This is a genomic window from Exiguobacterium sp. UBA1053 (assembly GCF_002316465.1).
GTDB lineage: Bacteria > Bacillota > Bacilli > Exiguobacteriales > Exiguobacteriaceae > Exiguobacterium_A > Exiguobacterium_A abrahamii.
This window is the reverse complement of the sequence record NZ_DCDO01000005.1, coordinates 165,402-180,584: the sequence shown is the minus strand read 5'-3', so window position 1 is coordinate 180,584 and position 15,183 is coordinate 165,402. Positions and strand designations below refer to the sequence as shown.

Genomic DNA, 15,183 nt, shown 5'->3' with positions numbered 1-15,183 from the left:
TCATTTTGGAATTTTTAAGACTTGTCCAACGAGCAAGAGGTTCGGATTCGTAATGTTGTTTGCCTGCATCAATGCTGTGACGGTGACGCCGTAACGTGTCGCAATCGAGTAAAGTGTATCACCCGCTTTAACCGTATACGTCGTTGTCGGGATTTTTAAGACTTGACCGACATTGAGTAGACTCCAATTCGTGATGTTGTTCGCACTCGCGAGGGCAGAGACCGAGACATTGTATTTACGGGCAATCGAATAGAGTGTATCGCCTGCTTTGACAGTATACGTCGTACCGGTTGGGACCGTAGAACGCAACAGTTCTGAAATCGTGACGAACGAATAGCCTTTTGCTTTTAGTTTTGAAATCATCGTTGGCAAAGCGGTTGGTGTTCCTTTCGCACCAGCCCCAGTGTGCATGAGGATGATTGATCCAGGAACGACTTTTGGTAACACACGATCCAAGATGGCTGTTGAAGAGATGCCTTTCCAATCCGTCGAATCGATATTCCATTGAATCGTTTTCGTATAACCAGCCGCTCCGACGACACTCAATATCTTACTGTTACTCGCACCGAACGGCGCCCGAAAAATCGGTTTCGTCGTTTTTCCGGTCAAGGATCGGATGAGCGACTCCGTCCGGGATAATTCACTTGTCATTTGGCTTGCTGATAAAGTCGTGAAATCCGGATGTGAATACGAGTGATTGCCGATTTGATGTGTTGGAGAGGCGGTTGTGATGTTTTTAATCGATTGAGGATGGTTGTTTGCACCACTGCCTGTTAAAAAGAAAGTAGCTTTCACTTGATTACTTTTTAAGACACTTAATATTTTGGCAATGTTCGTTCCATCTGAACCGTCATCAAATGTCAATGCGACGACTTTTTTGGTCGTCGTTCCTTTTGTGACAAACGTAGAACTCGCTGCATCGACCTGTGAGGGAATTGAAAGTGGGGTTAGGAGAAGCAATCCGATCATCATGATGGTGGGTTTCTTGATGTTCATCGTCTAGTACCTCCTTCATCAAAAACATGCTTTACAAGTACTCTTTATTAAGGTATTCCCTTTATTTTAAAAAAAGAACTAAGAAATTCCCGTTTTGCAAAGAAATAAAACTAAACTACAGAAAATTTGTTTAAACCGTAATCTTTTTGGGAAACTATAATATATGGAAATAGTAAAAAGGAGTGAGAAGGAATGATCGAATTCAAAAACGTCGGTAAGCAGTTTAAGGACAATGTCGTCTTGAAAGGCTTATCGCTCGAGATTCAAAAGGGTGAACTCGTTGTTTTCATCGGACCAAGTGGCTGTGGGAAAACGACGTCACTTAAGATGATCAATCGACTGATCGAACCTTCTTCAGGCACGATTTTGGTCAACGGGAAGGACATCATGAAGACGGACACGATCGAATTAAGACGTCATATGGGATATGTCATTCAGCAAACCGGCTTGTTCCCTCACATGACGGTCCGGGAAAACATTCAATTGATTGCTGGGCTTGAGGGGAAGAACCACGATGAGATGGATCAACGGACAGAACAACTGTTGACGATGGTCGGGCTTGATCCAAAGCAATTCATCGATCGTTATCCAAGCGAACTCAGTGGTGGGCAGCAACAGCGTGTTGGTTTCGCACGAGCTTTAATGAATGATCCTGATGTCATTTTGATGGATGAGCCGTTCAGTGCACTCGATCCCGTTACCCGTAACGATCTACAGGAAGAACTTTTTAACTTGCAGGAAGAAGTGAAAAAGACGATCGTTTTCGTCACCCATGATATGGATGAAGCGATCAAGTTAGCGGATCGGATATGTATCATGCGTGATGGGGAAATCGTCCAGTTCGATACTCCAGAAGAAATCTTGCGTCATCCAAAAGATGAATATGTCGAATCGTTCATCGGAAAAAATAAAATCTGGAGTAGTCCAGAATTCATCAAGGCAGAAGATATCATGATCGAGGACCCAGTTTCAATCAGTGGCAAACGGACGTTGTTACAGGGAATTGAAATCATGCGTGGACGCAAAGTCGACAGCCTGTTGATCACCGATCGTGACCGCGTCTTACAAGGGCTGATTAAGTTGAAGAACATCCAGACGATTCCGGATAAGAGCCAACGGATCGAAGAAGTGATGGAGGGCGAAATCATCGCCGTCAATGAACACGATTCATTACTCGATGTTCTTGAAGTCATGAATCAGGAAGAGACTGGTTATCTACCAGTAACGGATGCAACAGGAAAACTCAGAGGGTTGATTACACGTAGTAGCTTACTTTCCGTCTTGAGTGAGCAATTCATTCATGAGGAGGAAGTCCAATGAACGGATTCTTTGATTATGTAAAAAATAATACCGATCAGATCGGTGATTTATTGCTAGAGCACTTACAGCTGACGGTCTTTGCCGTCGTCATCGCGGTCGTTCTCGGGATTCCGATCGGAATTCTGATCACCCGTTACCAAAAGTTCGCGAAACCTGTCCTTGCGCTGACGAGTGTCGTGCAAGCCGTTCCGAGTCTTGCCTTACTTGGTTTCTTGATTCCGTTCATTGGTATCGGATCGACACCAGCGATCATCATGGTCGTGCTTTATTCACTCTTGCCAATCGTTAAAAATACGTACACGGGTCTGTCGAGCATTCCCGGGGACACGCTCGAAGCAGCTAAAGGAATTGGTTTAACGGATCGGCAAATTCTCAGTAAGGTTCAGATTCCACTTGCCTTGCCGATCATGATGGCAGGGATTCGAATTTCAGCCGTTACAGCTGTTGGTTTAATGACGATCTCAGCATTCATCGGTGCCGGTGGTCTTGGTTACCTCGTCTTCTCAGGTATTCAAACAGTTGATAATAACCAGATTCTTGCCGGAGCAATTCCAGCCGGTATTTTAGCACTCGTCATCGACTTCGTCGTCAGTCGGATTGAATATTCCGTGGCGCCAAATGGGATTCCACTTGCAGATGGGCGGATCAAGAATAAGGCACGGAAGCGTCGTAAGGCGATGCCAGCTGGACGTAAGATCGCGATTGCAAGTATTGTCTTCTTATTAATCGGTGGAACGGTCGCTTACTCTTTCCTCAAGGAAGATAAGATCGTCATCGGATCGAAGAACTTTACGGAACAATTGATTCTCGGAAATATGTTAGCGGATTTAATCGAAGATAAAACGGATTTAGAAGTCGAACGTCAATTGAACCTCGGCGGAACAAAAGTCGCTTACGGGGCGCTTGAAAAAGGGGAAATCGACGCGTATGTCGAGTACACAGGTACTTTGTTGATCGACGTTCTCAAGCAAGACGTCGAAACGGATCCGGAAACAGTCTATGCAAAAGTCGGGAAGATGATTCCGGAAAAAAGTCAGGTCGACGTCCTTGACCCAATCGGTTTCAACAATACGTATGCCCTTGCCATGACGAAAGAAGATATCGAAAAATATGACTTGAAGACGGTATCAGATATGTCAAAAGTCAGTGATCGTTTGATTCTCGGATCAACAATCGAATTTGCGAACCGTGAAGATGGTTACCTTGGTTTGAAGAAAAAGTATCCAGATATGAAGTTCCAAGATGTACAACCAGTCGATGGAGGACTCCGTTATACAGCATTGACGAATGGTCGAACGAACGTCATCGATAGCTTCTCAACAGATGGTTTGTTACAAAAATTCGATTTGACAGTGCTAGAAGACGATAAAAAGTTCTTCCCACCATACTATGCGGTACCGCTTGTTCGTCAAGAAACACTTGAAGAACATCCGGAGCTGAAAAAAGTCCTCAACACGTTAAAAGATAAAATTACGGATGAGAAGATGCAAGAATTGAATTACAAAGCAGATGTCGAGAAACAGCGCCCTGAAAAAGTCGCGCGTGATTTCTTAATCGAAGAAGGATTAATTTCAAAATAAACAGGTAGAGCCGAGGCGGGAATCCGCTTCGGCTCTTTTGGTATGCGCGCTGACGCGCTATATCGTTTTGGAAAATACGTAATCAAGTGATTAAATTATTTTTTGATGCGACTAGCGAGCCAAGCGCGAACAGTGCGTTGCTGAATCATACACGTTCTTCCTCTCGGTTTAATGTTCCAAGGCGGTGCTCGGCATCTTTAACGATACGTGCTTGAATCTCGACTGTCAACCAATCTGTTTCTGATTCGGGTAACGTCGGCAAACCGTAACTTGGGTTATTCGTAGATGAAAACAAATCAGACATGATGCGTTCTTCGTATACTGGAATCATGTAAAATCCCCTCTCTGTGTCTTGATTCATCTCTTACACCTCTAGTGTACGAAAGAATTGTAAAGATGGAAGAGGGGAGGTATTAAGAACCTGTGAACTTTGTAAACGTTATCACAAACTTGTCATATCCTCTGTAATAGCTTCACAACTGTCAGCATACTGCTGACCTCGTTTCACGTATTTTCGGACTGTTCGTTCCATGATGAATCGATCATGGTCACTGATATCCCGGACGATTTTTGCAGGAACACCCATGACCATCGCGCCGGCAGGTACCTTCATTTTTGGCGGAACAAGACTCCCCGCAGCAACGAATGCCCCTTCTCCAATTTCGGCTTCATCGAGGATCGTCGCCGACATTCCGATTAACGCTCCTTTTCGAATGATTCCGCCGTGAATCATCGCCATATGACCAATCGTCACTTCATCTTCAATGATGGTCGGATATCCTTCATACTGATGAATCATCGAACCATCTTGGATGTTGACGCGTTCCCCGATGTGAATCGGACCTTCATCTCCGCGTATGACCGTATTGAACCAGACAGATGAGTCTTTTCCGATCGTGACCTCTCCGATGACCTTTGATCCGTCCGCTAAATAAACGGATGGATCGATGTTTGGAACAAGTGAACCGACACGATATTTCATGCGTTTTTCCCCCTCAGACATTAAATCAACACTCTTTCATCTTGACGTTACAAAAAATAAATTGCAACAGCTTCCAAACTAATTGTAAGATGGTAAAAATACGCTTACAACAGGAGGAGACAGGATGGAACAAACAGTGCGTGAACGATTGATCGCGATCGCTGCAAAAAAAGAGAAAGCAGCCGTCGTCTATCAGAATATTTCAGTCATTGATGTCATGACACGTGAGACATATACAGCAGATGTAGTGATTGATTCAGGCTATATTGCTGCTGTCGGAGAGGGGTATGAGGGAATCGAGAATCGTCCGGGAGAAGGACTTTTCATCGCACCAAGTTTCGTCGATGCCCACGTCCATATTGAATCATCGATGGTGCCACCGAGTGAGTATGAGCAAGCGATTCTACCATTAGGTGTCACGACGATCATCGCCGATCCGCATGAGATCGCGAATGTAAAAGGAGCAGAAGGATTATCCTTCATGCTAGACGATGCTGAAGGTCTCGCCCTTGATATCCGCATGATGCTACCGAGCTGCGTACCGGCCACTTCGTTTGAACACGCGGGAGCATCTCTTGATGCGGCGGCACTTGCACCGTTCGTCGATCATCCTGGTGTCCATGGTTTGGGAGAAGTCATGGATTATCCAGCGGTCGAACGAGCCGATCACGATATGCTCAAAAAAATTAAACAGATCGAAGACGCAGGAAAACTGGTCGATGGTCATGCGGCGGGACTCGGACCACGCGAAATTAACATTTATGGTGTCGCCGGAATTCGAACGGATCATGAATCCGTCAGTAAGGAAGATGCGATCGCCCGAGCACGTCGTGGTCTGTATGTCGAAGTACGGGAAGGTTCGGCAGCTCGAAACTTAAAAGAAGTACTCGATGCTGTGACGGAAAGCAATGCGAGCCGTTTCCTCTTCTGTACGGATGATAAACATTTGGACGATACATTACGCGAAGGTACGATCGACTATAATATCCGCTATGCGATTCGTCATGGGATTAAACGCGAGACAGCATATGCGATGGCATCGTTGCATGCGACGAATGCCTATCGTCTGGACGATCGTGGAGCTATCGTGCCGGGACGCCGGGCGGACTTCGTCCTGTTATCCGATGCCGATAACGTCGTGATTGACGAGGTTTATATTAAAGGTGAGTGTGTCGCACGAGCAGGAAAAACGACCCGAACAGTACGGCGCGCGCATGTTCCAGAATCGTTACGAGGTGCATTGAATACAAAACCGATTACGCCGGAAGTATTTGCGCTGCCACTTGAATCATCACGGGCGCATGTGATCGGAGTCATTCCAAAAAGCATCGTCACGGAACATCTGGTTCTCGATGTTCCACTTCAAGACGGACATTTCGTGCCTGTACCGGAGCAGGATCTTTTGAAGATCGCTGTCATTGAACGGCATCACGGCACATCCTTCTCGGCAGTCGGTATCGTCAAAGGTTTCAAGATGAAACGCGGAGCGATTGCGGCGACTGTTGCCCATGATTCGCACAACCTCGTCATCGTTGGTGCGTCGGATGAGGAAATGCAACTGGCTGCGGAACGTCTCGTCCAAGCGGGTGGGGGAGTCATTGCCGTCAATGGGCAAGAGGTACTTGCTGAGTTACCGCTTGAAATCGCTGGACTGATGACGAATCGTCCCTTCCAAGAAGTTGGAGATACACTCGAAGCATTGAATGATGCACTCGATGTGTTAGAGGCGGATCGTTCCTTTAATCCATATTTGACGATGTCATTCCTTTGCTTACCGGTCATTCCGGAGTTAAAGCTGACCGACAGTGGATTATTCGACGTAAAACACTTTCAGCATATTTCAGTACAAGCAGACTGATGTCCGTCGCGAGTCTGAGTCTCATTCCGGGACTCAGACCGTTTTTCTGTCAATCAAGTTACGTTAAAATCAAAAAAAGCCACTTTACAAAACGGTTAGAAATCCTTAATGAAACTTAATAGTTTGGATATTGAATCATTTTGGAAAGCTTGTTATAGTAGGTTCTATATCATTTGTGAGAAACCTCACTTTCTATGAAACTTTTATCTAGAAGGATCGTAGAAAATAGTAGGACAACAAGATTAGAAAGGAGATCATTATTATGGATAAGACTTATTTTGAAGGGCATGAAGCTTTGATTGCCGATGTCTATCGTTCATTCACGCGTCAGTTCCATGCGTTACCAACACATCGACGAACGAAACGTCAATTGCGAAATCTTGCATTCTCCGTCATTCGTCAAGCTCGACCGACGTATGAGGAACGCACCGTTCTTTATGCTTACTTCGCTGAATTCTTCCGAGCAGTTGAGGAAGGACAGGATGAAGAGATTGCTTTTTATAAACAAATTGCACAGTAAAGACCCCCGATGGCTCCGTCAGAAGGGGTCTTTGTTGTTTTCTGAGAATCACGTCTGGAAATAAAAAAACAAGTAGGGAACGAGGTCCGCTACTTGTTCATCAATGTTTTAAAGGGTTATTTTACTTCCATCCATTTAAAGCTCATATCGGCACCGAATGGGTGACGGTATAATTTATCAATGTTTGTACGTTGTAAGTAAGCTTCCCCTTTTTGGTAGATTGGTGCGATGGCATAGTCTTCTGTCAACAGCATTTTTTCAGCTTCTTGCATGTCCGACCAACGTTTCGCTTCATCTGCTTGTTGTTTTGCTCCCTTGATGAGATCATCGAATTTTTTGTTCGAGTATTCCATTCGGTTGAAGCTTCCATCCGTTAACCACATATCGAGGAACGTCATTGGATCCTGGTAGTCAGGTCCCCAACCAGCCGCAGAGATATCGTAATCTCCCTTCGATTCGAGTTCGAGGAAGTTCTTGAACGGTTGTTGTTTGATTTTGATCGTCAAACCAGGCAGGTGCTTCTCAAGATCTCCTTTTAAGTACTCAGAAACCTTTTTGAAGGCATCTTCATCTCGTGAGAGCATGCTGAGTTCGACTGTCTTCACACCGAGTTCTTTCAAGCCAGCATCCCAAGCTTTTTTCGCAGCGTCAGCATCGTAGCTTTGTAGATCCGGATACTTCGCGCGGAAGTCTTCCCCATCTGGTGTAAACGTGAAGTCTTTCGCGACGATGAAGTTTGCAGGTTTTGATCCATCATTTAGGATGACATCTGTAATCCCTTGTTTTTCAAAACCAAGCGCGAGCGCTTTTCGAATGTTTTTGTTTTTCAACGCTTTATTCTTTTGGTTAAAGCGAAGGAAGTTGATCCGAGCATCTGGACGCGTCTTGTAATCATCTGATTTTTCGTACTGCGAAACGAATTCAGACGTAATTGGTGCAAAATCGACTTCTTTCGCTTCGAAAAGGTTGACACCAGTTGAGATTTCTTTGACGACCTTGACATCGATTTTGTCCATCTTAACATTCGCTTTATCCCAGTAATCTGGATTTTTCTTGTATGTCCAACCAGCATTCGCTTGCCATTTATCGAGGACGAAAGGTCCGTTGAAGACCATTGTATCAACACTTGTCGCGAACTTATCGCCTTTATCTTCGACGAATGATTGTTTTAATGGTAAGTACGTCGGGAAACTCGTCAAACCAAGGAAGTAAGGTGCTGGAGCTTCAAGTTGGACTTCAAGTGTCTGATCGTCGACTTTCTTGACGCCCAGTTCATCAAGTTCAGCGTCTCCAGCCATGATTTTGTTGGCATTTTTTAAATCTTGTAGAATGTACGCGTATTCTGCTGCTGTCTCTGGATTGAGTGCACGTTTCCAAGCATAGATGAAATCATCTGCTGTGACGGCCGATCCATCTGACCACTTCGCATCTTTACGCAGTTTGAACGTGTATGTTTTTTTATCGTTCGACACTTCAACGCTTTCTGCGATTCCAGGTGTTGGTTTGTTATCACCATCAAGACGATACAGCCCTTCGAAGACGTTGTTCGTGACGATGATGGAAGTCGAGTCCGTCGTTTTCGTCGGATCTAGCTGAGGTACATCCGTCGTCGAAACGAGTGTGACTTCCTTTTTTTTGTTTTTCGAATCTGATCCGCTTGTGTTTTCGTCATTTCCTTGCCCGCATGCAGCGACAGCAAGAAGCGCGATACTGGAAAGTCCAGCAAAAGCGATTTTCGATGGTTTATTCATGGAACGATGACCCCCCGAGAGTTAGTGTTAAATATTTCAGAAAAATGTGAACATATTGTTAATTTAAGTGAAAGTGATTAAAAATGCAACATAAATTTTCAGATAATTCTTACTGATCAAGGTCTATCTCCTCAATTCCAAGCGATTTCAAATAGTCATAAAGTAGGAATAAGGTTAACGCATGCGGGGAATACATTCGTAACGTCAATCGAACGGGATCACCACGTAAACGCATATTCGTAATACGTACACCTTTACGCTCAAGAGCAAGAACGATGTCTGTTGGATCAAGTCCAGAAGGAAGTAACAGATGCGCGACGAGGACATTTGCTTCGAACCGACTATTGTTGATACGACTCATTATCCGAGTTAAGCCTTCCAATAAGAAAAAGAGAAAGAGGACTAGAAAAATCGATTCCCAGATGAAACCTGCACCGATAGCGATCCCAATTCCGCTCGCACTCCAGATAATCGCGGCAGTCGTCAGCCCGCTGACGATATCATGCGGTCGACGTAAGATGACACCAGCGCCGATAAAACCAATTCCAGTAATGATTTGGGCGACGAGACGCATCGGATCCATCTGAACATTCGTCGCCATGTCATGGTAGAGTAAGACCGATTTGATGGAAACGATGGTTAACAGACAACTGATCAGGGTAATTACGAGGCTAGTGCGTATCCCAACCGGTTTATTTTTGATTTCACGCTCGAATCCGATGAAAATTCCAAGTGTAGCGGCTAATAGGAGTTTTAGAAGGTCTTCAAGCTGAAATACATGGATCCAGTTCATTCGTCTCAAATCCTTTCTTTACTTTAAAAGGTGATTTGTTATAATGACTTTTGTGTCTTTCGAATGAATATACGTAAGATGTAATAGATATACGAAAAAGGAAGTGTCTCATCATGAATCAACAAAAAATCGGGTTCTTTGCTCTCGCTGCAATGGTCATCGGTTCCATGGTCGGTGGAGGAGCTTTTAACCTTCCTGGTGCAATGGCCCAAAGTGCAAGTGCAGGACCTATCCTCATCGGATGGAGTATCACGGGGATTGGGATGATCATGCTCGCGTTAGTATTCCAGCATCTCGCAAATAGTAAACCAGAGCTCGAAGGCGGTATCTATGCCTATGCGCGTGAAGGGTTCGGACGTTTCGTCGGTTTTAACAGTGCTTGGGGATACTGGGTATCGGCGTGGATTGGAACGGTTGCGAATATCACGCTCGTGTTTAATGCGATTAGTTATTTCTTCCCGATTTTCGCAGCAGAAAATCGAATATTCCTTCTCTTTATGAGTGTAGTCGTCATTTGGGGATTGTTCTGGCTCGTTTCGAGCGGTATCAAGGAAGCGACACTCGTCAATTTGATTACAACGATCGCAAAGCTCGTCCCGATCTTAATTTTCATTCTTCTAGTAGGAATAGCCTTTAATATCAAAACGTTTAATTTGGATATTTGGGGAGAGGGAACAGAACTCGGTTCGATCTTCGATCAAGTAAAAGGAACGATGCTCGTCACACTTTGGGCGTTCGTTGGAATTGAAGGAGCGGTCGTTTTATCAAGTCGTGCTAAAAATCGAAGTGATGTCGGGAAAGCGACAGTGACGGGACTTGTTGGAGTATTAGTCATCTACATTTTGATTTCCGTCCTATCACTCGGAGTGCTTAGTCAAGAAAAACTAGCTGGATTAAAAGAACCAACGATGGCGTATGTACTAGAGGCGGCGATTGGACCGGTCGGTGCGACGATCATCATGATCGGTTTGATTATCTCACTATCTGGCGCACTTCTCGGATGGACGATTCTCGCATCAGAAATTTCGTATCTCGTTGCGAAAGACGGTGCATTTCCGAAAGCATTCGCAAAAACGAATAGGAAAGGTGCTCCAGTCGGCGCGCTGTTGATTACACAAATCGCGACACAAGTCGTTGCAGGAATCGCGCTCTTCTCAGCACAAACCTATCTTGTCCTATCGAGTATCGCTGGGATTTGTGCGTTATTACCATATTTATTATCAGCGTTGTATAGCATTCGGACATCGCGAGAAGAGCGCAATCAGAAAATGTTGCTTTTCTCCATCATCGCATCTGCGTATTCAATTTGGCTCGTTTATGCGTCGGGCATCTGGTACATCGTCATTGCGGCATTAGTCTATGCTCCAGGGATTCTCGCGTATGCGTTAGCAGAGCGAGAACAGCAACGGACGGGCATGTCACGTTATGAGTGGATTGCCAGCATGGTCCTTGTTGTATTAGCAGGAGTAGCCGTTTACGGAATGGTCGTCGGGGAAATTCAATTGTAAGAAACGCTATGAAAAAGAAGTCACGGTGGTTTTCATCCACCGTGACTTCTTTTTTGACTAAGGTGTTAAGAATCTTTTTTCGACATCCTGTACGGATAGAGGTTCAGAGAAGATGAATCCTTGCATGTGCTGACACGATGTCGTTTTTAGATAATTTAACGCGTGTTCTGTCTCAACACCTTCAGCGACAAGATTCAACTCTAGATTGTGACCAAGTTGAATGATGGAATCGAGCAAGGCGTGGTCATTTGTCGCCAGACCATCAATGAATACTTTATCAATTTTTAATTCGTCGATTGGAAAAGCACTGAGATACTGCAAAGAAGAATAACCGGTACCGAAATCATCGATCGATAAACGGAAGCCGAGCGACTTGATGAGGTGCATGCGTTCGACTGTTCGTTGCGTCTGGAGAATCGCGATGTTTTCCGTCATCTCCAAAGTAATCGAAGATGGCGATACTAATCGTTCTGTTACGATGTGTTGTAATGTACGAATGAAGGAGTCGCTTTGGAACTGATGCGGTGAGATATTGATTGCCATCGTCAGTTTAGGGTCAATTGTCTGTTGCCACTTCGCGAGCTGTTCACAAGCTTCAATGATGACCCAGTTATTAATTGGTGTGATTAGTGAAGCTTCCTCAGCGAGTGGGATGAACTCATCTGGTGGAATACTCCCGAGCGCCGTGTGATTCCAGCGTAATAAAGCTTCGAAGCCTTTAACGGCTTGTGTCTGAAGTTCAATGATTGGTTGATAAGCAAGATAGAGGGATTGATCTTCGAGTGCTGTGAAAAGGGAGCGCTCGAGTTGGATTTTCCGTGTGAATTGTGTATCCATCTCGTGCGTTAAATACTGAATCGTTCCAGTACCAATCGATTTTCCCGCATACAGAGCTGTTTCCGACCGGCGATATAAATCTTCAAGTGTTTTGGCTTCGGATGGATAGACAGTGATTCCGAATGTACAAGAAACAATCAATGAGTGACCATTGATATAATAAGGCCGTTGCAGTGCTTGTTGTAATTTCCGAGCATATTGGAAGAGGAGATTGCTCGAAGGCGCAGGTAGTAAGACACCGAATAGATCACTCGTCGGATGAAAAGCGAGTATGCCTGTCGTGTGTTGTAAAAGGCGTGTTGCCATTGCTTGAAGTAGTTGATCACCGACATGTGTTCCAAACGAATCGTTGATAACTTTAAAACGGTCGATATCGAACAAAATGAGTGCAATCGGATCATGCGACGCAGCAGAGCGGAATAAGGCTTCACCTTCGCGTAAAAATCCACGTTTATTCAATAGGTGTGTCATCTCGTGATGGTGCACTAAAAAATCAAGTTTTTCTTCAAGTGCTGTTGTTTCCGTGATGTCGTTCCCGATGAACAAATGTTGGAAGCGAACACCGTTCGCATCATAGATTGGAATGAGCGTCGCTTGTAGATGTTTTCGTTCGCCAGTTTGCGAAGTGAGGCTAAGGCGACCAGACCAGGCTTTTCGTTCACGAAGTTGTGCACGAATCTCCGAAACGACGGAACTGGATTTATCTAAAATGAGTGACCAAGGCTGGTTGAGAAGCATCTCAGAGCAATATCCTGTCACATCGATGAGTTGATCATTCACGTACGTGATCGTTCCTCGTGCATCGAAGACGGCGACAGAAGCAATCTGATCGAATGCATGACGTAAATCCATCAACCCTTGGAAGAGTGGTTTCATGTTCGTTTGTTGCTCAGCTGAAGGTAAACAGCAAACAAAGGCGGCAATAACGGTTCCTGTATCATCAAGTAAAGGAGATAAAAGAAGTGTTGACGTTACAGAAGTGCCCGTCTTATGCAACAAGGAGGCATTCGGTAATTGGACAGATTGACGGCGCTCCAAGAAGGCATGCCAAATCTGTTGGCTGAATGCTATGTCTTCCCGTTCGAGAAGTGGGACGATCTGGCCAACGATTTCCTGTTGTGTCCAGCCCCATTGCTGTGCGGCTAGCTCATTCCAAGAGCGGATGGTCAAGTCAGTATTCAATATGAAAGCGGGTAAAGGGAATTCTTGAATGACGACTTCATAGGAATCAATGGTCGAACGGTCCATTACGTGCGCACGCTCCTTTATAATGAAAAGAGATGACGGTTCACTTGTCTTGTCTTTTCCCAATATATTCAATTCTTACGCATCGTAATCCTCTAGGTTATACATTTTTTAGATGAAGATTATACAAGAAAATCTGCTATAATGATTTTGAAAGCGTTTTCTAAAGAGCTATAAGGGGGAATCTCGATGAATCAAACAGAGAAAATCATTCAACAGACAGAACAGTTCGGAGCACATAACTACCATCCACTCCCGATCGTCATCTCAGAGGCTGAGGGTGTCTTCGTTACGGATCCTGAAGGACGTCGCTATATGGATATGCTAAGTGCCTATTCAGCCGTTAACCAGGGACATCGTCATCCAAAGATCATCGACGCTCTAAAACGTCAGGCAGACAAGATTACATTGACGTCACGTGCTTTCCACAATGATCAACTGGGCTTTTTCTATGAAAAAGTAGCACAATTGACGGGTAAAGACATGGTATTGCCAATGAATACAGGTGCGGAAGCTGTCGAGACAGCAGTAAAAGCAGCACGACGCTGGGCATATGAAGTCAAGCAAATTCCAGGTGATGCTGAAATCATCGTTTGTGAAGGAAACTTCCATGGTCGGACGATGACAGCAGTCTCGATGTCGACGGAAGCAGAATACCAACGGGGATTTGGACCGCTTCTTCCTGGAATCAAGACGATTCCATATGGCGATCTTGAGGCATTAAAGCAGGCAATCACTGAAAATACAGCGGCATTCATCTTGGAACCGATTCAAGGCGAAGCGGGCATTTTAATTCCTTATGATGGTTTCTTGAAGGACGCGCAAGAAGTCTGTCGTGCGCAGAATGTTTTGCTCGTATCGGATGAGATTCAATCTGGACTCGGTCGTTCCGGTAAATGGTTTGCTTCTGATTGGGACGAGGTAACACCAGACATGTACATTCTTGGTAAAGCACTGGGTGGTGGTGTATTCCCAATCTCATGTGTTGCTGCGAATAAAGATGTCCTTTCCGTCTTCAATCCAGGTTCACACGGCTCGACGTTTGGTGGCAATCCGCTCGCTTGTGCCGTCTCGATTGCTTCACTTGAAGTATTAGAAGACGAAAAGTTACCGGAACGTTCACTCGAACTCGGTACGTATTTCATGGAAAAATTAAAACAAATCAACAACCCGATGATTAAAGAAGTACGTGGTCGTGGATTGTTCATTGGTATTGAACTCACAGAAGCAGCGCGACCATATTGCGAAGCGTTGAAAGAAAAAGGCTTACTCTGTAAAGAAACGCACGAGACAGTCATTCGCTTTGCACCACCGCTCGTCATTACAAAAGAAGAGTTGGATTGGGCGTTCGAACGGATTGAACAAGTATTAGGCGTTTCCGTCGCCCAATAAAAAGAATAGCTTTAGATTAAACAACAGTGAACAGGACGTTCACTGTTGTTTTTGTTTAGGTAAGTGTTGGTTTTGATACAGGAAACGTTTGAAAATCAGAGACAAGGGAACAGACAACTATCGCAAAAAAAACTTTTAAATGGGGGTAATGGTTATGTCAAACAACAGTGGTCTCAATAAAAAAGTAGATGGTCTTGTCGATAAAGTAGCAGGTAAAGCGAAAGAAGCGCTCGGGAAAGCAACAGGCGATAAATCAACAGAACGCGAAGGTAAAAAAGATCAAGTAAAAGGCGAGGCGAAGAAAACAGTCGGTAACGTCCAACAAAATTTTGAAGATACAAATCGCCGCTAAGACCGTTGAAATTAAATAGAAAAACCGGACTGGAGAATGACTCTAGTCC

The 15,183-nt window shown here is 44.7% G+C and carries 13 protein-coding genes; 7 read left to right on the top strand and 6 right to left on the bottom strand.

Going from position 1 to position 15,183, the window contains the following annotated elements:
- Positions 1–996: a LysM peptidoglycan-binding domain-containing protein gene (locus B3G15_RS05035; RefSeq protein ID WP_290716554.1), complete on the bottom strand. Its 996-nt coding sequence runs from the start codon at positions 994–996 to the stop codon at positions 1–3.
- Positions 997–1,188: 192 nt separating this feature from the next.
- Between B3G15_RS05035 and B3G15_RS05030 the strand changes: the two genes are divergently transcribed.
- Both B3G15_RS05030 and B3G15_RS05025 read left to right on the top strand, forming a co-directional pair.
- A complete protein-coding gene (locus B3G15_RS05030) occupies positions 1,189–2,316 on the top strand; it encodes an ABC transporter ATP-binding protein (RefSeq protein WP_029340778.1) in 1,128 nt (375 codons plus the stop codon).
- On the top strand, positions 2,313–3,896 hold the full coding sequence (locus tag B3G15_RS05025) for a glycine betaine ABC transporter substrate-binding protein (protein WP_029340779.1): 1,584 nt from the start codon (positions 2,313–2,315) through the stop codon (positions 3,894–3,896). The genes B3G15_RS05030 and B3G15_RS05025 overlap by 4 nt, the downstream gene beginning before the upstream one ends.
- 145 nt (positions 3,897–4,041) lie before the next feature.
- Here the strand turns inward: B3G15_RS05025 and B3G15_RS05020 are convergent, their stop codons facing one another.
- The gene (locus tag B3G15_RS05020) at positions 4,042–4,227 is read right to left on the bottom strand and encodes a hypothetical protein (RefSeq protein ID WP_050678068.1); all 186 of its coding nucleotides are present in this window, start codon (positions 4,225–4,227) and stop codon (positions 4,042–4,044) included.
- 111 nt (positions 4,228–4,338) lie between these two features.
- The gene (locus B3G15_RS05015; protein WP_050678069.1) at positions 4,339–4,878 is read right to left on the bottom strand and encodes a gamma carbonic anhydrase family protein; all 540 of its coding nucleotides are present in this window, start codon (positions 4,876–4,878) and stop codon (positions 4,339–4,341) included.
- Between the two features lie 124 nt (positions 4,879–5,002).
- On the opposite strand from B3G15_RS05015, the gene ade reads away from it, so the two are divergent.
- Both ade and B3G15_RS05005 read left to right on the top strand, forming a co-directional pair.
- Positions 5,003–6,736 (top strand): adenine deaminase, encoded by a 1,734-nt coding sequence (gene ade / locus B3G15_RS05010; protein ID WP_290716543.1) that lies wholly within the window; start codon positions 5,003–5,005, stop codon positions 6,734–6,736.
- 262 nt (positions 6,737–6,998) lie between these two features.
- The gene (locus B3G15_RS05005) at positions 6,999–7,256 is read left to right on the top strand and encodes a hypothetical protein (RefSeq protein WP_023467133.1); all 258 of its coding nucleotides are present in this window, start codon (positions 6,999–7,001) and stop codon (positions 7,254–7,256) included.
- Between the two features lie 116 nt (positions 7,257–7,372).
- Here the strand turns inward: B3G15_RS05005 and B3G15_RS05000 are convergent, their stop codons facing one another.
- Both B3G15_RS05000 and B3G15_RS04995 read right to left on the bottom strand, forming a co-directional pair.
- On the bottom strand, positions 7,373–9,007 hold the full coding sequence (locus B3G15_RS05000) for a peptide ABC transporter substrate-binding protein (RefSeq protein ID WP_290716538.1): 1,635 nt from the start codon (positions 9,005–9,007) through the stop codon (positions 7,373–7,375).
- Between the two features lie 109 nt (positions 9,008–9,116).
- Positions 9,117–9,800 (bottom strand): MgtC/SapB family protein, encoded by a 684-nt coding sequence (locus tag B3G15_RS04995; protein WP_050678073.1) that lies wholly within the window; start codon positions 9,798–9,800, stop codon positions 9,117–9,119.
- Positions 9,801–9,910: 110 nt separating this feature from the next.
- Between B3G15_RS04995 and B3G15_RS04990 the strand changes: the two genes are divergently transcribed.
- Complete coding sequence (locus B3G15_RS04990) at positions 9,911–11,308, top strand: basic amino acid/polyamine antiporter (RefSeq protein WP_290716699.1); 1,398 nt, start codon at positions 9,911–9,913, stop codon at positions 11,306–11,308.
- Between the two features lie 57 nt (positions 11,309–11,365).
- Here the strand turns inward: B3G15_RS04990 and B3G15_RS04985 are convergent, their stop codons facing one another.
- A complete protein-coding gene (locus B3G15_RS04985; protein WP_290716533.1) occupies positions 11,366–13,393 on the bottom strand; it encodes a putative bifunctional diguanylate cyclase/phosphodiesterase in 2,028 nt (675 codons plus the stop codon).
- Between the two features lie 186 nt (positions 13,394–13,579).
- On the opposite strand from B3G15_RS04985, the gene B3G15_RS04980 reads away from it, so the two are divergent.
- Positions 13,580–14,782, top strand: coding sequence for an ornithine--oxo-acid transaminase (locus tag B3G15_RS04980; protein WP_290716532.1), 1,203 nt, complete (start codon positions 13,580–13,582; stop codon positions 14,780–14,782).
- 154 nt (positions 14,783–14,936) lie between these two features.
- Entirely contained in the window at positions 14,937–15,134 is a 198-nt protein-coding gene (locus B3G15_RS04975) for a CsbD family protein (RefSeq protein WP_023467139.1), read from the top strand.
- Positions 15,135–15,183: the final 49 nt, after the last annotated feature.

Coding starts and splice junctions, on each gene's coding strand:
- B3G15_RS04975 (WP_023467139.1), top strand. CDS start 14,937: ATGTCAAACAACAGTGGTCTCAATAAAAAAGTAGATGGTCTTGTCGAT.
- B3G15_RS05025 (WP_029340779.1), top strand. CDS start 2,313: ATGAACGGATTCTTTGATTATGTAAAAAATAATACCGATCAGATCGGT.
- B3G15_RS05015 (WP_050678069.1), bottom strand. CDS start 4,878: ATGAAATATCGTGTCGGTTCACTTGTTCCAAACATCGATCCATCCGTT.
- B3G15_RS04985 (WP_290716533.1), bottom strand. CDS start 13,393: ATGGACCGTTCGACCATTGATTCCTATGAAGTCGTCATTCAAGAATTC.
- B3G15_RS04980 (WP_290716532.1), top strand. CDS start 13,580: ATGAATCAAACAGAGAAAATCATTCAACAGACAGAACAGTTCGGAGCA.
- B3G15_RS05005 (WP_023467133.1), top strand. CDS start 6,999: ATGGATAAGACTTATTTTGAAGGGCATGAAGCTTTGATTGCCGATGTC.
- B3G15_RS05035 (WP_290716554.1), bottom strand. CDS start 996: ATGAACATCAAGAAACCCACCATCATGATGATCGGATTGCTTCTCCTA.
- ade (WP_290716543.1), top strand. CDS start 5,003: ATGGAACAAACAGTGCGTGAACGATTGATCGCGATCGCTGCAAAAAAA.
- B3G15_RS05000 (WP_290716538.1), bottom strand. CDS start 9,007: ATGAATAAACCATCGAAAATCGCTTTTGCTGGACTTTCCAGTATCGCG.
- B3G15_RS05030 (WP_029340778.1), top strand. CDS start 1,189: ATGATCGAATTCAAAAACGTCGGTAAGCAGTTTAAGGACAATGTCGTC.
- B3G15_RS04995 (WP_050678073.1), bottom strand. CDS start 9,800: ATGAACTGGATCCATGTATTTCAGCTTGAAGACCTTCTAAAACTCCTA.
- B3G15_RS05020 (WP_050678068.1), bottom strand. CDS start 4,227: ATGATTCCAGTATACGAAGAACGCATCATGTCTGATTTGTTTTCATCT.